Annotated in this window: 16 protein-coding genes and 6 pseudogenes; 17 read left to right on the top strand and 5 right to left on the bottom strand. The window is 54.6% G+C overall.

Annotation, left to right across the window (positions count from 1 at the left end):
• Window positions 1-175: 175 nt before the first annotated feature.
• Window positions 176-256: pseudogene (locus KGA81_RS21190) on the bottom strand (hydrolase); the annotation flags it as partial.
• On the opposite strand from KGA81_RS21190, the pseudogene KGA81_RS30275 reads away from it, so the two are divergent.
• The 8 genes and pseudogenes from KGA81_RS30275 to KGA81_RS30265 form a co-directional block, all read left to right on the top strand.
• A pseudogene (locus tag KGA81_RS30275) lies at window positions 236-330 on the top strand (LysR family transcriptional regulator); the annotation flags it as partial. The pseudogenes KGA81_RS21190 and KGA81_RS30275 sit on opposite strands and share 21 nt — an antisense overlap.
• A gap of 64 nt (window positions 331-394) precedes the next feature.
• Window positions 395-624: pseudogene (locus KGA81_RS21185) on the top strand (IS5/IS1182 family transposase); the annotation flags it as partial.
• Between the two features lie 77 nt (window positions 625-701).
• Entirely contained in the window at window positions 702-2,075 is a 1,374-nt protein-coding gene (locus KGA81_RS21180) for a sigma-54 interaction domain-containing protein (RefSeq protein ID WP_223548082.1), read from the top strand.
• Window positions 2,076-2,257: 182 nt separating this feature from the next.
• A complete protein-coding gene (locus tag KGA81_RS21175) occupies window positions 2,258-3,406 on the top strand; it encodes an iron-containing alcohol dehydrogenase (protein WP_223548079.1) in 1,149 nt (382 codons plus the stop codon).
• A gap of 76 nt (window positions 3,407-3,482) precedes the next feature.
• On the top strand, window positions 3,483-4,916 hold the full coding sequence (locus KGA81_RS21170) for a hypothetical protein (protein WP_223548077.1): 1,434 nt from the start codon (window positions 3,483-3,485) through the stop codon (window positions 4,914-4,916).
• 160 nt (window positions 4,917-5,076) lie between these two features.
• Window positions 5,077-6,033, top strand: a complete 957-nt coding sequence (locus KGA81_RS21165) for a cyclase family protein (protein WP_223548075.1) — start codon at window positions 5,077-5,079, stop codon at window positions 6,031-6,033.
• A 356-nt stretch (window positions 6,034-6,389) separates the two neighbouring features.
• Window positions 6,390-6,848 carry a HAMP domain-containing protein gene (locus tag KGA81_RS30270; RefSeq protein WP_411736567.1) on the top strand — a complete coding sequence of 153 codons (459 nt, stop codon included), beginning with the start codon at window positions 6,390-6,392 and terminating at the stop codon, window positions 6,846-6,848.
• Window positions 6,849-6,962: 114 nt separating this feature from the next.
• A pseudogene (locus KGA81_RS30265) lies at window positions 6,963-7,427 on the top strand (methyl-accepting chemotaxis protein); the annotation flags it as partial.
• A gap of 335 nt (window positions 7,428-7,762) precedes the next feature.
• Here KGA81_RS30265 and KGA81_RS21155 read toward each other — a convergent pair.
• Window positions 7,763-9,154, bottom strand: coding sequence for an aldehyde dehydrogenase family protein (locus KGA81_RS21155; protein ID WP_223548073.1), 1,392 nt, complete (start codon window positions 9,152-9,154; stop codon window positions 7,763-7,765).
• A gap of 100 nt (window positions 9,155-9,254) precedes the next feature.
• On the opposite strand from KGA81_RS21155, the gene ptrR reads away from it, so the two are divergent.
• From ptrR to KGA81_RS21140, 3 genes and pseudogenes are all read left to right on the top strand, one after another.
• Complete coding sequence (ptrR, locus tag KGA81_RS21150; protein WP_223548071.1) at window positions 9,255-10,154, top strand: putrescine utilization regulator PtrR; 900 nt, start codon at window positions 9,255-9,257, stop codon at window positions 10,152-10,154.
• Window positions 10,155-10,196: 42 nt separating this feature from the next.
• Window positions 10,197-10,805: pseudogene (locus KGA81_RS21145) on the top strand (hypothetical protein); the annotation flags it as partial.
• 168 nt (window positions 10,806-10,973) lie between these two features.
• A pseudogene (locus tag KGA81_RS21140) lies at window positions 10,974-11,081 on the top strand (LysR family transcriptional regulator); the annotation flags it as partial.
• Between the two features lie 53 nt (window positions 11,082-11,134).
• On the opposite strand, the gene KGA81_RS21135 reads toward KGA81_RS21140, so the two are convergent.
• A complete protein-coding gene (locus KGA81_RS21135) occupies window positions 11,135-11,770 on the bottom strand; it encodes a LysE family translocator (protein WP_223548069.1) in 636 nt (211 codons plus the stop codon).
• Between the two features lie 137 nt (window positions 11,771-11,907).
• The gene (locus KGA81_RS21130; protein WP_108217379.1) at window positions 11,908-12,525 is read right to left on the bottom strand and encodes a helix-turn-helix domain-containing protein; all 618 of its coding nucleotides are present in this window, start codon (window positions 12,523-12,525) and stop codon (window positions 11,908-11,910) included.
• Between the two features lie 45 nt (window positions 12,526-12,570).
• Here KGA81_RS21130 and KGA81_RS21125 point away from each other — a divergent pair, with 45 nt between their 5' ends.
• The 3 genes from KGA81_RS21125 to KGA81_RS21115 all read left to right on the top strand — a co-directional run bounded on the left by KGA81_RS21125 (window position 12,571) and on the right by KGA81_RS21115 (window position 15,218).
• Window positions 12,571-13,266, top strand: a complete 696-nt coding sequence (locus KGA81_RS21125) for a B3/4 domain-containing protein (RefSeq protein ID WP_108217380.1) — start codon at window positions 12,571-12,573, stop codon at window positions 13,264-13,266.
• A gap of 243 nt (window positions 13,267-13,509) precedes the next feature.
• Window positions 13,510-14,403, top strand: coding sequence for a dihydrodipicolinate synthase family protein (locus KGA81_RS21120; protein WP_223548067.1), 894 nt, complete (start codon window positions 13,510-13,512; stop codon window positions 14,401-14,403).
• Window positions 14,404-14,543: 140 nt separating this feature from the next.
• Window positions 14,544-15,218: an FMN-binding negative transcriptional regulator gene (locus KGA81_RS21115; protein WP_223548065.1), complete on the top strand. Its 675-nt coding sequence runs from the start codon at window positions 14,544-14,546 to the stop codon at window positions 15,216-15,218.
• Window positions 15,219-15,464: 246 nt separating this feature from the next.
• Here KGA81_RS21115 and KGA81_RS21110 read toward each other — a convergent pair whose 3' ends face one another.
• Window positions 15,465-15,947 (bottom strand): DinB family protein, encoded by a 483-nt coding sequence (locus KGA81_RS21110; RefSeq protein WP_223548063.1) that lies wholly within the window; start codon window positions 15,945-15,947, stop codon window positions 15,465-15,467.
• A 380-nt stretch (window positions 15,948-16,327) separates the two neighbouring features.
• On the opposite strand from KGA81_RS21110, the gene thrC reads away from it, so the two are divergent.
• The 3 genes from thrC (at window position 16,328) to KGA81_RS21095 (ending at window position 19,364) form a co-directional block, all read left to right on the top strand.
• Window positions 16,328-17,731 (top strand): threonine synthase, encoded by a 1,404-nt coding sequence (thrC, locus tag KGA81_RS21105; RefSeq protein WP_223548061.1) that lies wholly within the window; start codon window positions 16,328-16,330, stop codon window positions 17,729-17,731.
• A gap of 14 nt (window positions 17,732-17,745) precedes the next feature.
• A complete protein-coding gene (locus KGA81_RS21100) occupies window positions 17,746-18,183 on the top strand; it encodes an Lrp/AsnC family transcriptional regulator (protein WP_223548059.1) in 438 nt (145 codons plus the stop codon).
• Window positions 18,184-18,314: 131 nt separating this feature from the next.
• Window positions 18,315-19,364 (top strand): homoserine dehydrogenase, encoded by a 1,050-nt coding sequence (locus KGA81_RS21095; protein ID WP_223548092.1) that lies wholly within the window; start codon window positions 18,315-18,317, stop codon window positions 19,362-19,364.
• Window positions 19,365-19,366: the final 2 nt, after the last annotated feature.

Below are 19,366 nucleotides of genomic sequence, written 5' to 3'. Positions count from 1 at the left end.
AAAAAGGAAGGAAAGTATTAATATCGCGCATAAGAACGCCGGTTTGTTAGATGTGTTTGCTCGCACGAACATCATCAACCAAATCGGCGTTCTTGTTTCTGTGTTTCCCGGGATTCCGTGAAGAACCAAAAAAAAGGCCCTTTGTTGCATGCGCTTTCGCAGTTGCAGGGCTGAATTAAGCTTGGCGCGCTGCTAATGCCGAGTAGCTGTTCATCAGATTGCGATAGTTCGGAATGCGCTGGGTCTGAACGTTACCAAAGGCGCGGTCAGCCGTCAGATCAAGCAGCTCGAAGACTACCTCGGTGAGCCCTGTTCATTCGCACGCCTCGCTATCGCCCGGGCCCTGGCACTGAAGTCAAAACTGCTGATCCTCGATGAGCCTACGGCGGCGCTCGACGTGTCCCTGAACACCCGCGCCGTGCGTGAGAGCCTTGAGGCGCTCGTGAAGAGGCTCTGGCCGAAACGCTACCGCAGCGCCTATCGCTGACTGATCCTCAAGCCCGCTGGACCGCTGCTCCAGGAGGCCCAGCGTTTTTCGCCTGTTTCGCGAACTATCTGATCGATACCGAGCACGGCGTCATCGTGGATGTGGGCGGACTGTGTAGCGGCAGATCTGGTCGTATCTTGTTTTCCCGTCACTCTCCATCCCTCAGCACAACGTTTACACTTAACTGCTCCGCACCCTCGAAGGAATCTCCCCGGTGAACGTCAACGACGCCAGTTTCGAAGAACTGCTCAACGCTTTGCATGACGGCGTCTACATCACTGATGGCGACGGCAAGACGCTGAAGGTCAATCAAGCCTATGAGCGCCAGACCGGGCTCAGTGGTGCTGATCTCATCGGCCGATCCATGCAGGAGCTGGTGAAGGAGGGCGTTCTTTCGCAATCGGCCACACTGCGTGTATTGCATGAAGGTCGGCCGGTGTCGGTGATGCAGAGCCTGAGTCAGGGCAAGAAATTGTTAGTCAGCGCCACGCCGATTCTCGACGCTGAAAACCGGATTTCATATGTTGTCAGTACCGTACGCGACATGACTGAACTGCTGCGCATGAAACACGAGCGCGATGAGTTGCAACAGCTTAAACAACTGCGCAACAGCACCGCCAAACTTCATGCTGGCCAACGAGACAACCTCTTGCGTTCTCCGCTTATGGCCGATCAGGAGGTTTCCGGCCGCGTCTTCTCGCTGGCCCGGCAGGTTGCCAGTAGCTCGGTGAAGGTTTTGCTTCAGGGAGAAACCGGCGTCGGAAAGACCCTCGTAGCGCAATTCATCCACAACGCCAGTCCGCGTGCCAGTGAACCATTTCTCGCGCTCAACTGCGGTGCACTGCCCGAGAATCTGATTGAAGCCGAGCTGTTTGGCTATGCGCCTGGAGCGTTCACAGGCGCAGGCCCCAAAGGCAAGCGTGGCCTGTTGGAATTGGCGCATCACGGAACATTGTTTCTCGACGAAATTGGTGATTTGCCACTCCCGGTGCAGGTCAAGTTACTCAAGGTGATCGAAGAAAATCGCTTCATTCCTGTCGGTGGCCTGGAGTTGAAGGAGGTCGATGTGCGCATCATTAGCGCCACCCACCATGACCTCAAGCGTCTGGTGGCAGAAGGTCGTTTTCGGGCTGATCTGTATTACCGGCTCAACGTGGTTCCGATCAACATTCCAGCACTGCGGGAGCGCAGTGAGGAAATTCCGCCGCTGCTGCATTACTACCTCGACAGTTTCAACACTCGCTACGAGCGTCAGGTGCAATGGAGCCTTGAAGCCCTTGATCTGATGTGCGACTACGCTTGGCCGGGGAATATTCGGGAGCTGATCAACATCGTCGAGCGTTTGGTGGTGACCAATCAGAACGGCACCATCGAGGCGCTGGACATGCCTGAGGAGATCCTCAACCTCAACCCGCTGAATACCGATGACAGGCGCTTACCGCTGCGCAAGGTGTTGGAAAACGCCGAGCGCAGTGCGATTCGTGCCGCGCTGCGTGTGCACAAGACCACGCGCCTGGCGGCCAAGGCGTTAGGCGTGAGTCAGGCGACCGTGGTGCAGAAAATGAAACGCTGGGAACATTCTGATTAGGATTTTAATCAGCCCCGAATAAATCGATCAGAAAACTAATCGGGACTGACCGGTAAAACCCCTCTTATTTTCGTGTGAATCGCGCAAAGGCCCACGCCACGGGGCTTTGCGGGTATTGGCACGTCTTTCGCTCTCTCATATGGCACGTCTTCCAATAAAACAACATCCACTGGACGAGCACTATGAACATCTCTGCTTTCAAAATCGCAAACAAATTGATCACTGGACAAGGCGCTATCGAGCAGCTTTCGGCTGAACTGACTCGCCTCAATGTCAAAAACCCGCTGATCGTGACAGACGCCGTTCTGGTCCAGTCCGGCACTGTGGACTTGGCGCTGGCACAGTTGGGTGGTCGCTGTTACGGCATTTTCGATCAGGTCAAACCGGAGCCTGAAATTGCCATTGTTGAGGACTGTACCCGTACCTATCGCGAGGGCAGTCACGACGGGTTGATTGCTGTGGGTGGCGGCAGTGCAATCGACATCGCCAAAGGCGTCGCGGCGTTTGCCGGACATGAAGGCCCGCTGGCCGAACTGTTCGGTGTCGATCTGGTGAAACGCAAAGGCCCCGTGCTGATTGCCATTCCGACTACCGCTGGCACCGGTTCGGAAGTGACCAACGTGGCCATCTTTTCTGACAAGCAAGCGAAGCTGAAGAAAGGCATTGTCAGCGACTACCTGCTGCCTGACGTAGCGCTGGTCAGCCCGATCATGACCCTGACTTGTCCACGCAGTGTGACGGCGGCCAGCGGTGTCGACGCGCTGGTGCATGCGGTCGAGTCCTATCTTTCGGTGAATGCTTCGCCCATCACTGATGCCATCGCGCTGGGTGCGATCAAGCTGATCGCCAAGGCGCTGCCCAAGACTTATGCCAATCCGTCCAACCTCCAGGCCCGGGAAGACATGGCCACCGCCAGCCTGATGGCCGGCATGGCATTTGGCAACGCAGGGGTAGGCGCAGTGCATGCGCTGGCGTACCCGTTGGGCGGACGTTTCAACATCGCCCATGGTGTCAGCAATGCCTTGCTGCTGCCGTACGTGATGGAGTGGAACAAGATGGCCTGCGTCGAGCGCTTCCGTGACATCGCCGAAGCCATGGGCGTGCGTGTCGTCGACCTGAACGACAAGGATGCGGCGGATCAGGCTGTCAAAGCCATGGCGGATCTATGCGCCGCTGTGGATATCCCAACCGGTATGCGCAGTTTCAACGTGCCTGAGGATGCCATCCCGGCGATGGCCGAAGAGGCCAGTAAGATCGACCGCTTGATGCGCAACAACCCGCGCAAGTTGACCGCCACCGATATTGAGAAAATCTACCGCGCAGCCTACTGATCCCGAAAAGCCGTGACGCCCCAGCCTGCCGGTTCGGGCGTCTGCCATTACAAGACCAATAAAACAGGTGCACTCAATGTCCAACACTACTGCGCAGCGGTGCGAAAGCCCGTACATCCCGCTGGGTCCTTTCAAGGTCCGGTTACCGTTCATTCACTACAAAGTCGAGCTGCCGGACTACCTGCAAGGCTTGCTGATGTGTGCCGTGGATCTGGCCGCCATCCCGCTGATGACCGAACTGCTCGGCATGCCATTTGAGGTCGCGCTGGCCGTCGTGATGCTCAACGGCTTGCTTTACCTTGTGCACCATTTGCTCGGTGACCCGACCGTACCTGGCTGGATCACCCCGGCGGTACCCCTGTTGATGGCTTACTGTGCTCAATTTCCAATGGGCCCGGAGCGTGTCCACGCCTTGATTGCCTTTCAGTTGATGTTGGGGGTTTTTTCAATTGCCCTAGGGGCGACCGGGATGGCGAAGAAGGTTGTGGAATATGTACCCTCGGCGATCAAGTCTGGGATTATCGTCGGTGCCGGCTTGAGTGCGGTGATCGCGGTGTTCCAGGTTGGCGGTAAATTCAATGTGCTGCCCTGGACCATTTCCATTGCGGTCGGCATCGCCTTCTATCTGATCTTCTCCCAGCACTTCAACGAACTGAAGCAGCGCAACCGCTTCTGGTGGAACTTCGCCAAGCTCGGCATCTTGCCGATCATTCTGTTGGCAGTGGTGATTGCGCCGCTGTTCGGTGAGGCGCCATGGCCAACCATTCAGTGGGGCATCAGCAAACCGGATTTCGCCGGGCTGTGGAGCAACTACACCGTGTTCGGTCTGGGCATGCCGCCACTGTCGATGTTCATCTCCGCGCTGCCGACCATGCTGGCGGTGTACATCATTGTCTTCGGCGATGTGCTCAGTGCGAAATCGCTCCTCGATGAGGCAGAAACTGTCCGCACTGATGAAGTCGTCGACTACAACGCCGATCGCTCTCACCTGATCTTCGGCGCGCGTAATGCGTTCATGAGTATCTTTGGCCCGGATGTCGCCATGTGCGGCCCAAAATGGGCGGCGATGCTGGTGGTGGTGATCGAGCGTTTTAAAGGTGGGCCGAAGGCGATGAAATCGATCATCGGCGGTGTCGGGTCGTTCCGTTGGGGGACCAACACCGGTCTGCTGTTGTTGCCGGTAGTGACTCTGGTACAGCCGATTCTCGGTGTTGCCCTGTCGCTGACGTTGCTGATCCAGGGTTATGTGAGTGTGCGTCTGGGCATCCTTGAAGCTCGTAGCCAGCGCGACTTGGGTATCGCGGGCGTGATCGGCGCGGTACTGGCGATCAAGGGTGCGAGCTGGGCATTCGGGATTGGCGTTGTGTTGTGTTTGCTGATCTACGGCAAAAACTTCTTCAAAGGCGAGGTGGATGGGACATTTGCCAAGGATCTGAAGGCGGCGGATACCAAGCCAGCCAAAGGTGCTGAGTCGCCCACGGCTACTAAGCAGGTAGCACTACCACGCTGATCCTCTAAGACTTGCACGCTTAAGCGTTGTCATCTGTTTAATAACGTTTGTCATTAAGCGAGCACTTTCATTTCGATGTTTTGTATGTCCTGAGCGGTAAGGACGCAAGGCGCATTAGTCGTGCGCTTCAATAACGACCGCGACTTAAAAGGAAGAAATCATGACTGCTGCAGTTCCTACGATGGATGATTTTTTGAAGGACGCTCCTTCTAACTGGGGCAAGTGGGGAGCGGAAGACGAAGTTGGCTCTCTGAATTACCTGACCGCGCAAGAAGTCATGCGCGGGGTTGCGCACATTACGACGGGAACCGTATTTACTTTACAGCGTATGATCGGTGATCCCGCAGGCGATCCGGTTTGGCCAGGCCGTACCCCGGCGGAACGTACTATGGTTCTCGATGAGTCAAGCTGGGACAATGATCATGGCCCATGTTATCCCGGCGGGTTGCACTACGCTGATGACAAGATCGACGCATTCCTGCAAGGCTCCACGCAATATGATGCGCTTGGCCACCTCTGGTACGGCGGAAAAATATGGAACGGCTACGACGCGCGAACAACTGTGGGTGGCCTCGACAAGGCCAGTGTCGCACCTATCGGTGAGCGAGGAGTGGTCGGGCGCGGAGTATTACTGGATATGGCACGGCATCGTGGCAAGCGCATGCTGGATAAAGGTGAGACATTCACTCATATAGATCTTATGGCGTGCGCAGAGGCTCAGGGCCATACGATCGAGCCCCACGATATCCTGATTATCAGGACTAACTTCCTTCAAGCTTTCTATGAGCAGGGCGAGGCGTTTTACGATGGATTCTGCGAGCCAGGCCTTACATATTCGGAGGAGCTTGTTCGATGGTTCCATGACAAGGAAATTCCAAACCTTGTCACCGATACCATCGCCAATGAGGTCACGACAGACCCAGTATCAGGTGTGGCTCTGCCACTACACTGCGCTTTGATGCGTAATCTTGGTATCGCCTTTACGGAGATCTGCGATCTGGAAAAGCTAGCTGAAAGTTGCGCTAAAGACAGGCAGTATACTTTCCTTTATGTGGCAGCGCCGCTGAAAGTACATCGCGCTGCCGGATCACCGGTCAATCCGGTAGTGATCAAATAGTCGTTTATGCTGGGGCAGGTTTACTCCTGCCTCAGCATAAGTGAAAGCCGCCTATTCCTGTCTCAACCTAGTACATTCGCTGGCTCGGTGATAGAAGAATCCATCCGTGGCTGGGTGATCTCTATGGCTCCTTTGTGAGTTTCTGCCTCGATTATTTTTTGCCAAGCGCCCGATACAGATCCACGGATCTGCTTATAAGCGCACCTGGCGAAAATCGGCAAGGGCTACGAACAGTTGGCCAAGGCCGGCAAAGGCGCGGTTGAAGTCGAACTGAATGGTGAGCGTTACATGGTCAACGTTGGCCGTCCGAGCGATTGGGCTGGAGTTTCGTTGGCCTGATCAAGCACAAAGAGGTCATGAGTTCCGCGACCCAACTCGCTTGGTTGATCGCCCTGATTGCCGGGATGCTGTCGCTCGTGTTTGCCTTGGTCGGGGCCAGCTTTGCTGGCTTGATTGTGCGACCGATTCGCAGCGTAGCCAGCGGTTTGCAAGGCATCGCCCAGGGTGAGGTGGATCTGACGCAGAATCTGCAGGCGCGCGGGAACGATGAAACCGCGCAGTTGGCTAGTTGGTTCAACCATTTCCTGGCCGCCATCCGCGACCTGATCCACCGCATTGGCCAGGCTGCGAACAAAATATCCTCGCGACTTCACGGGATTCGACCCAGGTCTCCAGCGACATGGCTGAAGCCGCCGGGCGTCAGTGTGAAGCAGTGGACATGGTCTCGACTACATTCCATGAAATGGTCGCCACCGCCAATGAAATTGCGCGCTCCTGTAGCCAGGCAGTCGAGTCAGCAGATAGCGGTTGGCTAAAAGCCCGCGAGGGGCAGCAACAGATTGATGCCGCGGTCAGTAGCGTCGATCAACTGAGCCAGGAAATCGGAAAGTCCGCATCAGTCGATGCAGCAACTGGAGCGCGACAGTAATGACATCCAGTCAATCCTCGGGACGATTCGTTCGATCGCCGAGCAGACCAACCTGCTGGCACTAAATGCTGCCATTGAGGCTGCCCGTGCGGGAGAGCAGGGACGTGTGTTTGCCGTGGTCGCCGATGAAGTCCGTGCGCTGGCTAAACGCACCGGTGCTGTCACCCACCAAATGCGCGCCAGCCTGGAGGTTTCGCAGCGGTCGGTTAACCGTATCGGCGTGGCGCGGACCAGCTTCGGACAGATCCGGGATTCTGTGGACGTGATTAGGGACATGAACACTCAAATCACCACTGCTGCCGAAGAGCAGCATCAAGTCGTCGAAGGCATCAACCTACATATCAGTCAGATTCATGGGGATGCACAGTGGGTGGCCGAACTGGCGGAATCTGCACGACTAAACACCGAGGGCTTGGCCGGACTGTCCAGTGAGTTGGACAGCTTTATGCTAAGTTTTCGGACCTGATAAACCTCACCAAACGCCCGTTTACAGATTTCGAGGCATGAAGCAGGGCTTGCTCTCTGTCAAAGTTGCTGACGGGCAGGGCAGGGCAGGGCAGGGCAGGGCAGGGCAAGGGCGCTAGTTGAGGGTGGGACCGGAACTGAGCGCCCCCACTTATCAATTAGCTAAATCCCCCGAACCTGATTCAGAGACGCAGGGCTAATGCAAACGCATCAGGCCTTGTTCTTCGGATTAATGACATTTCTCCAGTCGGATAAGAGTAGAACCCAATAGCGTGCCTTTAATTTGATTCTCTTTTTGTGCTTGATACGCTCAAAAAAACAAGTCAGTCGATACACTCAGTGTCGATCCAACCACACCGTTTGCGCGTTGCAGAACTCGCGTATCCCGAAGTGCGACAGTTCACGGCCGAAGCCGCTTTTCTTCACGCCGCCGAAGGTGACGCGTGGGTCGCTTGCGCAGTAGCCATTTATAAACACACCACCGGTTTCCAGTTCACCGGCCATCTGCTCGGCAAGCTCGACGTTGCGTGTGTAAATGGTTGAGGCGAGGCCAAACTCACTGTCATTCGCTAGTTCCAGTGCATGGGTTGCGTCTCGCGCCGTGATGATCGAGGCCACCGGGCCAAACAGCTCCTGTTTGAATGAGGTCATCTGGTCGGTGACATCACCGAAGACAGTGGGCTCGTAAAAGTTGCCGGGGCCTTCAGCCTTCTTGCCGCCCATCAGCAACGTCGCGCCTTCTTCCAGGGTGTCACGCACTTGTTGATCCAGTTCATCACGCAGATCAAAACGGGCCATCGGTCCGATGTAGGTGCTGGTGAGCAGTGGATCACCGACCACCAGTTTGCGCGTGGCTTCGACGAATTTGCGCGTGAATTCTTCGACAATACCTTGCTCGACGATCAAGCGCTTGGCTGCCGCGCAGACTTGCCCGGTGTTCTGGTAGCGGCCAATCACGGCGGCTTTCACCGCTTCATCGAGATCGGCATCGTTGAGCACGATGAAGGGGTCGGAACCGCCCAATTCCAGCACGCATTTCTTCAACGCAGCACCAGCCTGTGCGCCGATGGCCATGCCGGCACGCACGCTGCCGGTGAGGGTCACGGCGGCGATGCGTGGATCGGCAATCGCGGTGGAAACGCCGTCCGGCGTGACGTTCAGCACTTCGAAAACACCTTCAGGGAAATTGGCAGTCTTGAAGGCTTCCAGCAGCAAGTAGGCGCTGCCCATCACGTTGGGCGCGTGCTTGAGCACATAGGTGTTGCCGGCGAGCAGAGTCGGAACGGCGCCGCGCAGCACCTGCCAGATCGGGAAGTTCCATGGCATCACCGCAAGAATCGGCCCCAGTGGGCGGTATTCGATGCGCGCTTTACCGCCTTCAACCAGCGTCGACTCGGCATTGAGCATGGCCGGGCCGTGTTCGGCGTACCACTCGCAGAGCTGCGCACACTTTTCGATTTCACCGCGCGCCTGGGTGATCGGCTTGCCCATCTCCAGGGTGATCATGCTGGCCATTGTGTCGGCGCTGTCGCGCAGGGCCTTGGCCAGGGCGATCAACAACTGCGAGCGTTGCTCAACGGCTGTTTTGCGCCACCCGCGAAATCCGCCAGCGGCCCGCGCCAGGGCAGCTTGCAGTGCCGATTCGGATTCGAAAGGGTAGTGACCGATCTGTTCGCCGTTGAGCGGGTTGATCGAGATGGCGTGGGTAAGGCTGGAAACTTGCGTCATGGCACCGTCCTGCTGGGTGGGGATGTGCTCAGGTTAAGGTGGTGTTAAATTTCTGGAAACTGAATAATACTGAGCATAACGTTCACGTTTGGAGAATGATTTGGATCTGGTTCAGCTGGAAATTTTCAAGGCTGTTGCCGAGCACGGCAGCATCAGCGTTGCCGCGCAGCATATCCACCGAGTGCCCTCCAACCTGACAACGCGAATCAAGCAGTTGGAGCAGGACCTGGGCGTGGACCTGTTCATCCGCGAGAAAAGCCGCCTGCGTTTGTCACCGGCCGGCTGGAGTTTTCTCGACTACGCCCGGCGCATCCTCGACCTGGTCCAGGAAGCCCGCGCCACCGTGGCGGGCGAAGAGCCGCAAGGTTCATTCCCTTTGGGTTCGCTGGAGAGTACGGCGGCAGTGCGCATTCCCGGGCTGCTGGCCGCCTACAACCAGAAACACGTCAAGGTTGAACTGGACCTGTCCACCGGCCCCTCGGGGACCATGATCGACGGCGTGCTGTCGGGGCGACTGGCCGCCGCGTTTGTCGACGGGCCGGTGCTGCACCCGGCACTGGAAGGTGTGCCGGCGTTTGAAGAAGAAATGGTGCTGATCGCGCCGCTCAACCATGCCCCGATCTATCGCGCACAGGATGTGAACGGCGAAAACATCTACGCCTTCCGCTCCAATTGCTCGTACCGGCACCACTTCGAGAGCTGGTTTACCAAGGACGCGGCGGTGCCGGGCAAGATCTTCGAAATGGAGTCCTATCACGGCATGCTCGCCTGCGTCAGCGCCGGTGCAGGCCTGGCGCTGATGCCGCGCAGCATGCTCGAAAGCATGCCGGGTTGCACCACGGTGAGCATCTGGCCGCTGTCGGAGTCTTTCCGCTATTTGCGCACCTGGCTGGTGTGGCGTCGAGGCACGGTGTCACAGAGCCTGACCATGTTCGTACGTTTGCTGGAAGAGCGATGCGCAGCGTCGGACCTATTGGCGATTTCGGTGACTCCCAATTAAAAGCCTGCTTTTATCCCGCGAAATCGCTGTCGCCGACTTGTCTATGTCACCGACGGCAGCAACAAACAGGAACGCAACACCATGGTCCTGCGGGTGGCCAAGGCGCTGGACCTGGGGCCGTGGAAGTCCGAAGTCGGGATCTCCGGCCTGACCTCGTCCCTGGAGAACCGCGACACCAACAACGATGGATGGGGCAATGCCATGGCGGTGCACTACATCGGCAAAAACGGCCCGTGGGGCGTGCAACTGTAAGCCGCGCGACAGCAGATGTCCCCGCGCAACCCCGGCACCGATGAACTGGTGACTTTCGGCAGTTACGACGCCACCTTCAACGTCGCCAGTCGCGGCAACTTGTACGTGGCGGATGTAAGCTATGACGTCAGCGGCAAGTATCTGTTCGATCAGATCAGCGGTGTGAAACTGTACGCCAACTACAGCGCCTTCGATAAATCTGCGGACGATTTCAAGACCTCGCAACGGATGATTTTCGGCACCTCGTTCTCCCTCAGCAAACTGTGGATCGCCACGGAATGGTTGTACGGCAAGAATGATCCGGTCATCGGTGGCGGCAGCCTCACCCAGAGTCTGGGGGCTGGAGGTAGTAACCAGTGGGAAAACCAGTTGTACAGAAACATCGGTTATTACTTCTGATCCGGATTTTTCGGCAACAGCCCTAAAGTCCTTTTCGCGAGCCCAAACAACACTTACATCAGCCCATCCACTGATAGTCAGATAGGCCCTACAGAACAATCACTACCCCAAGCAAAACAATAAACCTGCCCCACGTAACAACGGAGGCCGCTGCGGAGTCATCCTTTCATGCGTCAACTGCCCTCGCTCAACATTCTGCGAGTCTTTGAAGAAGTCGCGCGGCGTCGCAGTTTCAGCCAGACGGTGCTGCGTCTGAACGTTACCCAAGGCGCGGTCAAGTGGCTTACACAATCAATAGACTCTACATGCATAAACAGCCCAGACCCGGGCTAGGAGTGGGAGAACATTAGCTTTACTCCAGCCGCTCCGAAAACCAGCGCAAGGGTACCTTCGATCCATCGGCGCGCTCGGCGGTATCCCCGAACCATGGGCGCGGTGGAGAAGACGATCGCATAGCTACAGAAGATAGTGACACTAAGCACAGCGCAACCAGCCAGAATAATCGCGACCGTTTTTGGCGAAGCTTGCGGCCCCAAGCCAAGGGTCATGGTAGCGATCCAACCTAGCAGTGCCTTGGGGTTTGTGAGATGCATGAGCAAGCCGCGCTGATACAGACTGAACCCCGAGACTTTTGGCGCGGCCGCTATCTCTTTCTCAAGCCGCTCATTGGACGTTAGAGCAGAGCGGCCTGCTTTGATAGCAAGGAAGAGCAGGTAAGCACCGCCAACCGTTTTTAAGACACCTAGCGCCTGCGCATACTGTGCCAGGATGGCTGAGACGCCCGTGGCTGCCATCGATCCCCAGAAAATCGAACCACTGATCACACCTGCCGCTAGCAGGAGTGCAGGCTGCCTGCCTTGGTTCATCGCGACGCCCATTATCCGCATGTTGCTCGGTCCAGGGCTCGCCGCTCCAACAATATAGGCCGTGAATACGAGGAGGAGATGGTGGTAATCAAATGACATTAAAAGCCCCTTAACGAAGTTCTATGCCAGTCAGCGGCTCTGTTGCTAGCAGCCCTATGACGGGGCGATGATGGACGACCACAAGAGCCGACCCGCGCGGACTCCTCTGTAAGCCTCAGTGCGATGCTGTCTGAACGCTATATTTCACGCCCGGATTGGTGGATCTCCGTTACAGACATGGTGAATATCAGTTTTGATTTGCCGTTGTTTGAGTAGGCATGAGGTACATCTGTTTTTGCTACGGCTGAGCAACCCGCAGAAATGCTCAGTTCGGTATCACCTACTGTGAAGTGAAGTGTCCCTTTCTCCACGTGAAATAGCTCAGTTGTGCCGTGAGGATGCCCTGAGGAGGCAAAAGTTTCGCCGGGAAACATTTCCCAGCGCCAAAGCTCAATCATGTTCGGACCACTGGTTCCAGCCAGGAGCCGAGCCGTCCCCCCCAAGTTTCCTGTCCAGAGTGTGGGGATATCCTTACTTTCGATGAGGTGGGCAGATGGGGCGTCGGACACGTTCACGACATCAGCAACTGAAAGACCCAAAGCAGCAGCGATTTTGCAAAGGATCGCGATGCTTGGGTTAGCCGTGCATTTCTCTATCTCGACCACCATGCCCTTGCTGACACCGGAGCGACGGGAAAGCTCGTCGAGAGTGATTTTCCGCTTCTTTCGTTCCTCTTTGAGCCTACGGGAAACTGCCTCGCTAACGGTTTGAACGTCGGCCCCGGTGTTGGTCGGTATATTGACTATTTTGGTCATTGGTCGCTAGTATGAAATGAAATTTAGGATTAAAGGGATTCTCTGATGCTGTCCGTACTGCCGTCAATCGACCAAGACGTAATCAATTTGGCACCTGAGTTCAGAGCGCTCAGCATTGTGGTGGAAGCTGCACCAATCGCCAATCCAGATATTGGCAAGGACGCTTTGTCTCGAGCCTGTCAATCAGTCACGGCGGGTGGTGCACTATGGGCGGAAGCTCACCTGACCGCTTGGGCGGATCTCTTCCGAAAATTCGGGGCCAAGCCGCAGCGCACCCCTTGCTCAGCTGAAGCTCTTCGCAAACGAGTCCTGCGTGACGGTAGTCTGCCGAGTATCGATCCAGTGGTTGATCTCTATAACGCCATCAGCATTGAGTACGCAGTTCCTGTCGGCGGTGAGAACGTCGAAGCCTATGTGGGCTCGCCGCGACTCGCTGTAGCTGATGGGTCGGAACCTTTCGACACCATGAAAGAAGGTGCTCCAGCCCACGAATATCCTGATTCTGGCGAGGTTGTTTGGCGGGACGATAAGGGGGTGACTTGCCGTCGTTGGAATTGGCGCCAGGGCGTCAGAACACGGCTCAGTGCAGATGCGAAGCACATGTGGTTCATTCTGGAAAGTCTGCCGACAATGCCGCTCGAGGCATTGACTGAAGCGGGTGACAAGCTGATAGAAGGCCTGCAACTGATGATGCCAGGCGCTCAGATTGAGAGTGTACTTATCGGTCCAGGTGCCAATTAGTAAATAAGCGAGACGGTACGGGATGCTTGTGGGGATTCATACGGGGTTATGTCCAATCTTGCCTCTCACGCAGCCTTTTTGATCGGTGGCAATCATGCCCAACCACATCACGTTGGAAAAGCCTGCAGCTGAATCGAAGAAATCTCCATAGCGCATGGTGTGGATTATTGAGCGATGTATGCTTCGGAGTCAGTCCGTCCTGTGGTGATCTAATTGCAGAATCACACAATGGAGTCATGAACTATGTTTACCGGTCTTAGCGCATTTCCTTTGACGCCAATGAATGAGCAGGGTGTGGATGAAGGAGCATTTACTCGCCTTGTGGAGCAACTGGTGGCTGCGAAAGTAGATTCTATCGGTGCGCTCGGGTCTACAGGAAGCTATGCGTACCTTTCTCGGACTGAACGCTCACGAGTTACGCAGTTGGCAGTAGAGACAGCCGGGAATGTTCCCGTCATGGTAAGCATAGGATCACTGCGTACACGTGATGTGCTGTTGCTGGCAGAAGATGCGCAAAAGGCGGGAGTCAAAGCATTGTTGCTGCCGCCCGTTTCCTATCAGAAGCTATCAGCTGAAGATGTTTTTTCGCTGTACGAAACGGTCACCGCCAATATCTCCGTCCCGCTATGCGTCTATGACAACCCCGGCACCACCCATTTCGAATTTACTGATGAGCTTCACGGGCGAATTGCCCGCCTGCCGAATGTGCACTCGATCAAGATCCCTGGCGTTCCCGAAGCACCAGATCAGGCCAAGGCACGAGTCGATCGCCTTCGGGCACTGATTCCGGAGCACGTAACGATTGGGGTAAGCGGGGATGTATTTGCTGCTACTGGATTGAACGCAGGCTGCGAGGTCTGGTACTCCGTCATTGGGGGCTTGTTCCCGAAAACAGCCCTGGCAATCACGCGTGCTGCGTTGTCGGGTAACGCCGAAGAAGCGACTCGCCTTTCCGAATCTTTGAAGCCCCTATGGGCCCTCTTCACACAATTTGGGGGAAGCTTCCGCGTTGTTGCAACGGCGGCCGAGCTTCGTGGATTCACCCACTCTCCGAGCTTGCCATTGCCACTCAGAACCATAAGTGGAGCAGGGCGTCAGCAAATTGCTGCGGTGATCGACGAGCTCGAACTGAGCTGAGCAGTAAGTGCTGCGAACGCATCCGAAACGCCGAGCAATGATACAGCTCAGCAGGTGCGGTAGGGCCGATGTTGAGTCGGCTTTGACCGGCGCAGCGGCCCTAATGTTGGGCGAGCAGATCAGTTATAGGAGCAAAGTGAATGTACATCCCCCCTCAGTTCGAAGAGTCTCGTGTTGGCGTTTTGCAAGAAGTCATTATGCGAAATCCGCTTGGGTCACTTGTCACTTGTTCGGGTGATGGGATTGACGCCAATCACCTACCTTTTGAACTTGTACTCCGCAGCGGGGCGCTTGGGGTGCTGCAGGCGCATGTGGCGCGGAATAATCCCCTATGGCATGAAGTCGCCCAGGGCAGCGAGGTGTTGGTGATATTTCGAGCTCAAGATGCGTATATATCGCCGCAATGGTATCCGAGCAAACAGGATTTCCATCAGCAAGTCCCCACTTGGAACTACCGAGTCGTGCACGCATTTGGTCGTGTGACGTTTCACGATGATGCTCAGTACGTTCGTCGTGTCGTGGCAAAGCTGACCAAGTCTAATGAAGCATCTCAGCCAGCACCTTGGAAAATGACCGATAGTCCCAAGGAGTGCATAGATTCCATGCTGAGAAAAATTGTAGGGGTCGAGATCGAAATCACGAGGCTAGTGGGGAAATTCAAGCTCGGTCAGGATGAGGAAGCCCGTGATATCCGAGGTGCTGGCGATGCTTTGGTCTCGCGTAATGAGCGAGGAATTGGATTAGCCATGCTTGAGTGCGCTGATAATAAAGACATTTCGAATTTTCCTTCCCACGTACAAAAAGGCGCCTCCTGAAATAAAGGAGCGCCTCTATTAGTGCCTCATAAAAATCGTCGGCACTTATGAATTGTCTTTGCAGTGAGGACGCCTCAGCAGAAGGTGGTTTGCTGAGGCATTTTTTTGAGATCGCTGCTTCGGGCCGGCGGGCCCGGCTTACTCAGTTTGAGTCACACCGAAGCCTCGCACGACATCTGAGCAGAATTCTCTCACGTTCCTTTTGTGCATCCAGCGCTCGCCATACATGGGCCGGCCAATCAATGCCTAGAGCTTCAAAAACGTTGTGAAATGGTCCTTGTGATCCAGCAGGATCTCACGAGGCAAGATAGTCGCCACACTTCCTCGATGCTGCAATCCGTGTGATAGCACGTGTGCAAGAACTTGCTCTTTCGTCATGTTGCCTGGTTTTCCATCCTTGAAAATAAACGCAACCGGATCAGACAGTTCGATTGCAGTGATCGACTGGGTGTAGTTCACAAACCATTGATTCACTGAAGAAAAGCACTCTTCCAGTTGACCCAGGTCTTGTTTCTGTTCGGTCAGGATGGAGTCAAATTCATCCGGTTTTCCCTGCAATCTGGCAATGAACAGCTGGTCAACAATATTGATATGGGCGAGCCAGTAGAGTGCTTCCTCCATTTCCGTTGGAAATTTTTTTGCCGCGGGGGCTTTCAAGCACTTGAACAGCTCCTCCTCAGACCATGCCTTGTATTTGTAAAGCGAATGAAGAAGGTTCGTGGCACTCATGGTGTTCTCCTGGTTTTCTAATTTTCTGGCTGCCCTGGACCTTCTGATGGGGGTGCGGATAGGGCTCCTTCCCGCAGGGGGATAGCCATGCATGGTCGGATAGGTGGAATGGTCAGTATATTGACTTATTTAGTCAATGGCTGATAGCTTGAACGGCAAGCGACGAAAGTGGCCATGTGGTAGCCGAGTGAAGGGTGATTGGCCTGGAGCGGGCGATGTGCGATCCCTCACCATCTGCGTTTGCAGATGACAATGATCTCGCTCAACGCTTCAGAAGAAGGCCTGCATTGCACAGGAAAGGCTCACTGCAGCACTGAATTTCAGCAGGGCGCCGCCTTACGGGTGGCAGGCTCAGAGATGGCGAGAGGGTGTCTCAAATTATGAAGTACGTCAGCACACGGACGCCTGGGAAAGAATTCGAGTTCAGCGAGGTCCTCATGGGGGCGTACGCACCGGATGGTGGGCTTTTCGTTCCTCGCAACGTTCCTCGCTTCAAAAGCGAAGATCTCCTGAAGCTTGAATGGCTACCATTTCACGAACTGGCACGTCATGTAATCGAGCCGTTCCTAGGTGGCTATATCCCTCAAGATGAACTGTCTCGAATTCTTGAGGAGACATTTGACCGTTTTAAAAGTAACGCTGTTGCGCCGCTCTACCAGACGGCTACCAATGAGTGGGTATTAGAACTATTCCATGGTCCGGCAGGGGTCTATCAAGATTTCGGTCTCCAATTGATGTCTCGTTTGGTTGAATACTCCTTACTAAAGTCCGGAAAGAAAGCGCTTGTCGTTGGCTGCACTGGTGGAGACACCGGTGCCGCAGCCATCAAAGCCTTCAATGGCATGGAAGGTGTGACTCTGATTGTTCTGCATCCTTCCAGAGGAATGACAGATGAGCATCGGCGTCGCTTATTAGGCGCTGCCGAAGAAAATATTGTAAATATTTTGGTTGAGGGTGATTACGCCGATTGTCATCGGCTGTGCGAAAAGTTTCACAGGGGTATTAACGAGACGGAGCAGCAGTTAGTATCCTTCAATTCGGTCAATTGGGTTCGGGTGCTGGCGCATCTGTCCTTCTACTTCTACTCGTCGCTTCAATTAGGTGCGCCTAAAAGAGAGGTGGCGTTCAGTGTGCCCACCGGAAATTTTGGTGCTCTATATGCAGGCTATATTGCAAGGGAAATGGGGTTGCCCATCAGGCAGCTAATTGTAGCAACGAATACCAACGCGGGTTTGCATAACTTTCTTCAGTCTAATTTCTATAGACGTAATGAGATCCGTACTACCAACACGCCTTGCATGAACGTGTCGTTAGCCTCAAATTTTGAGCGGCTGCAATGGAGTATTCTCAATAAGTGTAGTGATAAAGTGGTTAGGAACATGGAGCTACTAGAGATGGATGGCCAAGTTCAACTGGAACAGGATGAGTGGTTAGAGGCGCGAAAACTATTTGATTCTTTAGCGGTAGAAGATGCAGAGGCGTTTTCCTGTATTCATGACGTCTTTGTTAAAAGTGGTTACTTGATCAGTCCTAATACCGCGATTGGATTACGAGCTGCGCGAATTAACAGACGTAGCTTGCTGACTCCAATGATCTGCTTGGCCACGACGCATCCTTCAAGCTTTGCCTCAGTTCTGGCTGAAGCCGATGTTCAATCTTCAATGAGTGTGGTGAGTGCTCACCCCTTCTCTAATGACGAATGCATTTCAATTTCCAATGATGTTGGCATCCTTGCGGAACTCATCAAGGCGATATCCCAAGACACGAAGTCTCGCTCGCTATAATCCTGGAGTTAGAGATGAAGCGCGTTTTAGATAAGACGGATGAAAGAATACTGGAAGAGCTTACTCGTAATGCTCGACTTGCGCATAACGACATTGCCATGAAAGTTAATTTGTCTAGGAATGCTGTCAGGCTCAGGATTGAACGGTTGGAGCGGGACGGATATATCAGAGGTTATACCATAATCAAAGGTGGGCCACCTTCCGAGGTTGCGCCAATTAATGCCCTTATTTTTGTGTATCGAAAAGACCGAATGCGCGGTGCTGAAGTAGTGCGTTCAATTGTCTCAATGCCTGAGATCGTGTCCTGCAATGTGATGAGTGGTGACCTGGATATTGTAGTGACAGTTGAAGCGGCAAGTTCGGATTGTATTCATCGGGTCTGGAGCGACATATCCATGTTGCCAGGAGTTCTGAATACGGTTACGTCTTTTGTATTGTCTTGCACGAAGTAGGTTGCTAGGAAATCAAAATGCTCTCTCCTGCGAGCATTTTGCTCGCAACAATGATCGGTTTGCCATATTCGTATGAGCACTGCAGCAGTTTAGTATTTCAGTACCGAAAACATAACAATGAGGCCCATGTCGTGACTGAATATAAAATTGCTTTGCTTGGTTTTGGTGGTGTAAACCGTGCTTTGACGCAGCTCATCGCAGATAAGAACGAGCACTGGGCTAATGAATTTGGTTTTAAGCTAAAAATTGTTGGTGTCAGTGATCTTTACTTTGGCTCCATTATCAACAAGAACGGGTTGGATGCCCATGAATTGGCCGCAGTTCCTGCTGTAAAAGGGGGCTTTAGAACATTGCCAGCAGGCAGTGCTGAGCCTGCCAATGAGACGGTTATCCGTTTCTCGGGGGCCGATCTTATCGCCGAGGCGACGTTCACCAACCCTGTAGACGGAGAGCCAGCTACGACGTTCTGTCGCTGGGCTCTGGAAAAAGGTATCAGTGTGGTCACCACCAACAAAGGGCCGGTGGCGTTGCAAGCTGAAAGCCTGAAAGCATTGGCGAAAAGCACCGGTGCCCACTTCGAGTTTGAAGGCTCGGTAATGAGCGGCACCCCCGTCATTCGCCTGGCTAAAGAGTCGCTGGCCGGCTCGGAAATCAGCGGGTTTAAGGGCATCTTGAATGGTACGTCCAATTTCGTACTTTCTAGCATGGAAGAAGGTCTCGACTTCTCTGATGCAGTCGCCAAGGCTCAGGAACTCGGTTACGCAGAAGCTGACCCCACCGCGGACGTGGAAGGGCATGATGTTCGTCTTAAAGTAGTCATTTTGGCGAATGAGCTTCTGGGGGCGAAGTTGACTCCGAGCGATGTCCTTTGCAAAGGCATCTCGGGGATTACGTCAAAAGATATCGCCAAAGCAACGAAGGCCAATGCCCGGTGGAAACTAATTGGCAGCGCGGAAAAAATGAGCAATGGCTCCATCACAGCATCTGTTAGTCCTCAATTGTTGCCCCAGGGGGACGCACTGGCCGGTGTGAGCGGTGCAACGAATGCAATTACCTTTAATACAAGTGTTCTGGGTCCGGTAACGGTTGTCGGAGCGGGTGCAGGTCGGTTTGAAACAGCATTCGCCTTACTCTCGGATATTGTCAGTATTCACAAGAACAAAACTAAGATAGGTAAATGATC

It is taken from the genome of Pseudomonas sp. A-B-19 (assembly GCF_019947515.1).
GTDB lineage: Bacteria > Pseudomonadota > Gammaproteobacteria > Pseudomonadales > Pseudomonadaceae > Aquipseudomonas.
The sequence above is the reverse complement of the archived record's forward strand: the minus strand, read 5'-3'. Positions and strand labels throughout refer to the sequence as shown.

Coding starts and splice junctions, on each gene's coding strand:
- KGA81_RS21175 (WP_223548079.1), top strand. CDS start 2,258: ATGAACATCTCTGCTTTCAAAATCGCAAACAAATTGATCACTGGACAA.
- KGA81_RS21170 (WP_223548077.1), top strand. CDS start 3,483: ATGTCCAACACTACTGCGCAGCGGTGCGAAAGCCCGTACATCCCGCTG.
- KGA81_RS21165 (WP_223548075.1), top strand. CDS start 5,077: ATGACTGCTGCAGTTCCTACGATGGATGATTTTTTGAAGGACGCTCCT.
- KGA81_RS30270 (WP_411736567.1), top strand. CDS start 6,390: ATGAGTTCCGCGACCCAACTCGCTTGGTTGATCGCCCTGATTGCCGGG.
- KGA81_RS21155 (WP_223548073.1), bottom strand. CDS start 9,154: ATGACGCAAGTTTCCAGCCTTACCCACGCCATCTCGATCAACCCGCTC.
- KGA81_RS21135 (WP_223548069.1), bottom strand. CDS start 11,770: ATGTCATTTGATTACCACCATCTCCTCCTCGTATTCACGGCCTATATT.
- KGA81_RS21130 (WP_108217379.1), bottom strand. CDS start 12,525: ATGACCAAAATAGTCAATATACCGACCAACACCGGGGCCGACGTTCAA.
- KGA81_RS21125 (WP_108217380.1), top strand. CDS start 12,571: ATGCTGTCCGTACTGCCGTCAATCGACCAAGACGTAATCAATTTGGCA.
- KGA81_RS21120 (WP_223548067.1), top strand. CDS start 13,510: ATGTTTACCGGTCTTAGCGCATTTCCTTTGACGCCAATGAATGAGCAG.
- KGA81_RS21115 (WP_223548065.1), top strand. CDS start 14,544: ATGTACATCCCCCCTCAGTTCGAAGAGTCTCGTGTTGGCGTTTTGCAA.
- KGA81_RS21110 (WP_223548063.1), bottom strand. CDS start 15,947: ATGAGTGCCACGAACCTTCTTCATTCGCTTTACAAATACAAGGCATGG.
- thrC (WP_223548061.1), top strand. CDS start 16,328: ATGAAGTACGTCAGCACACGGACGCCTGGGAAAGAATTCGAGTTCAGC.
- KGA81_RS21100 (WP_223548059.1), top strand. CDS start 17,746: ATGAAGCGCGTTTTAGATAAGACGGATGAAAGAATACTGGAAGAGCTT.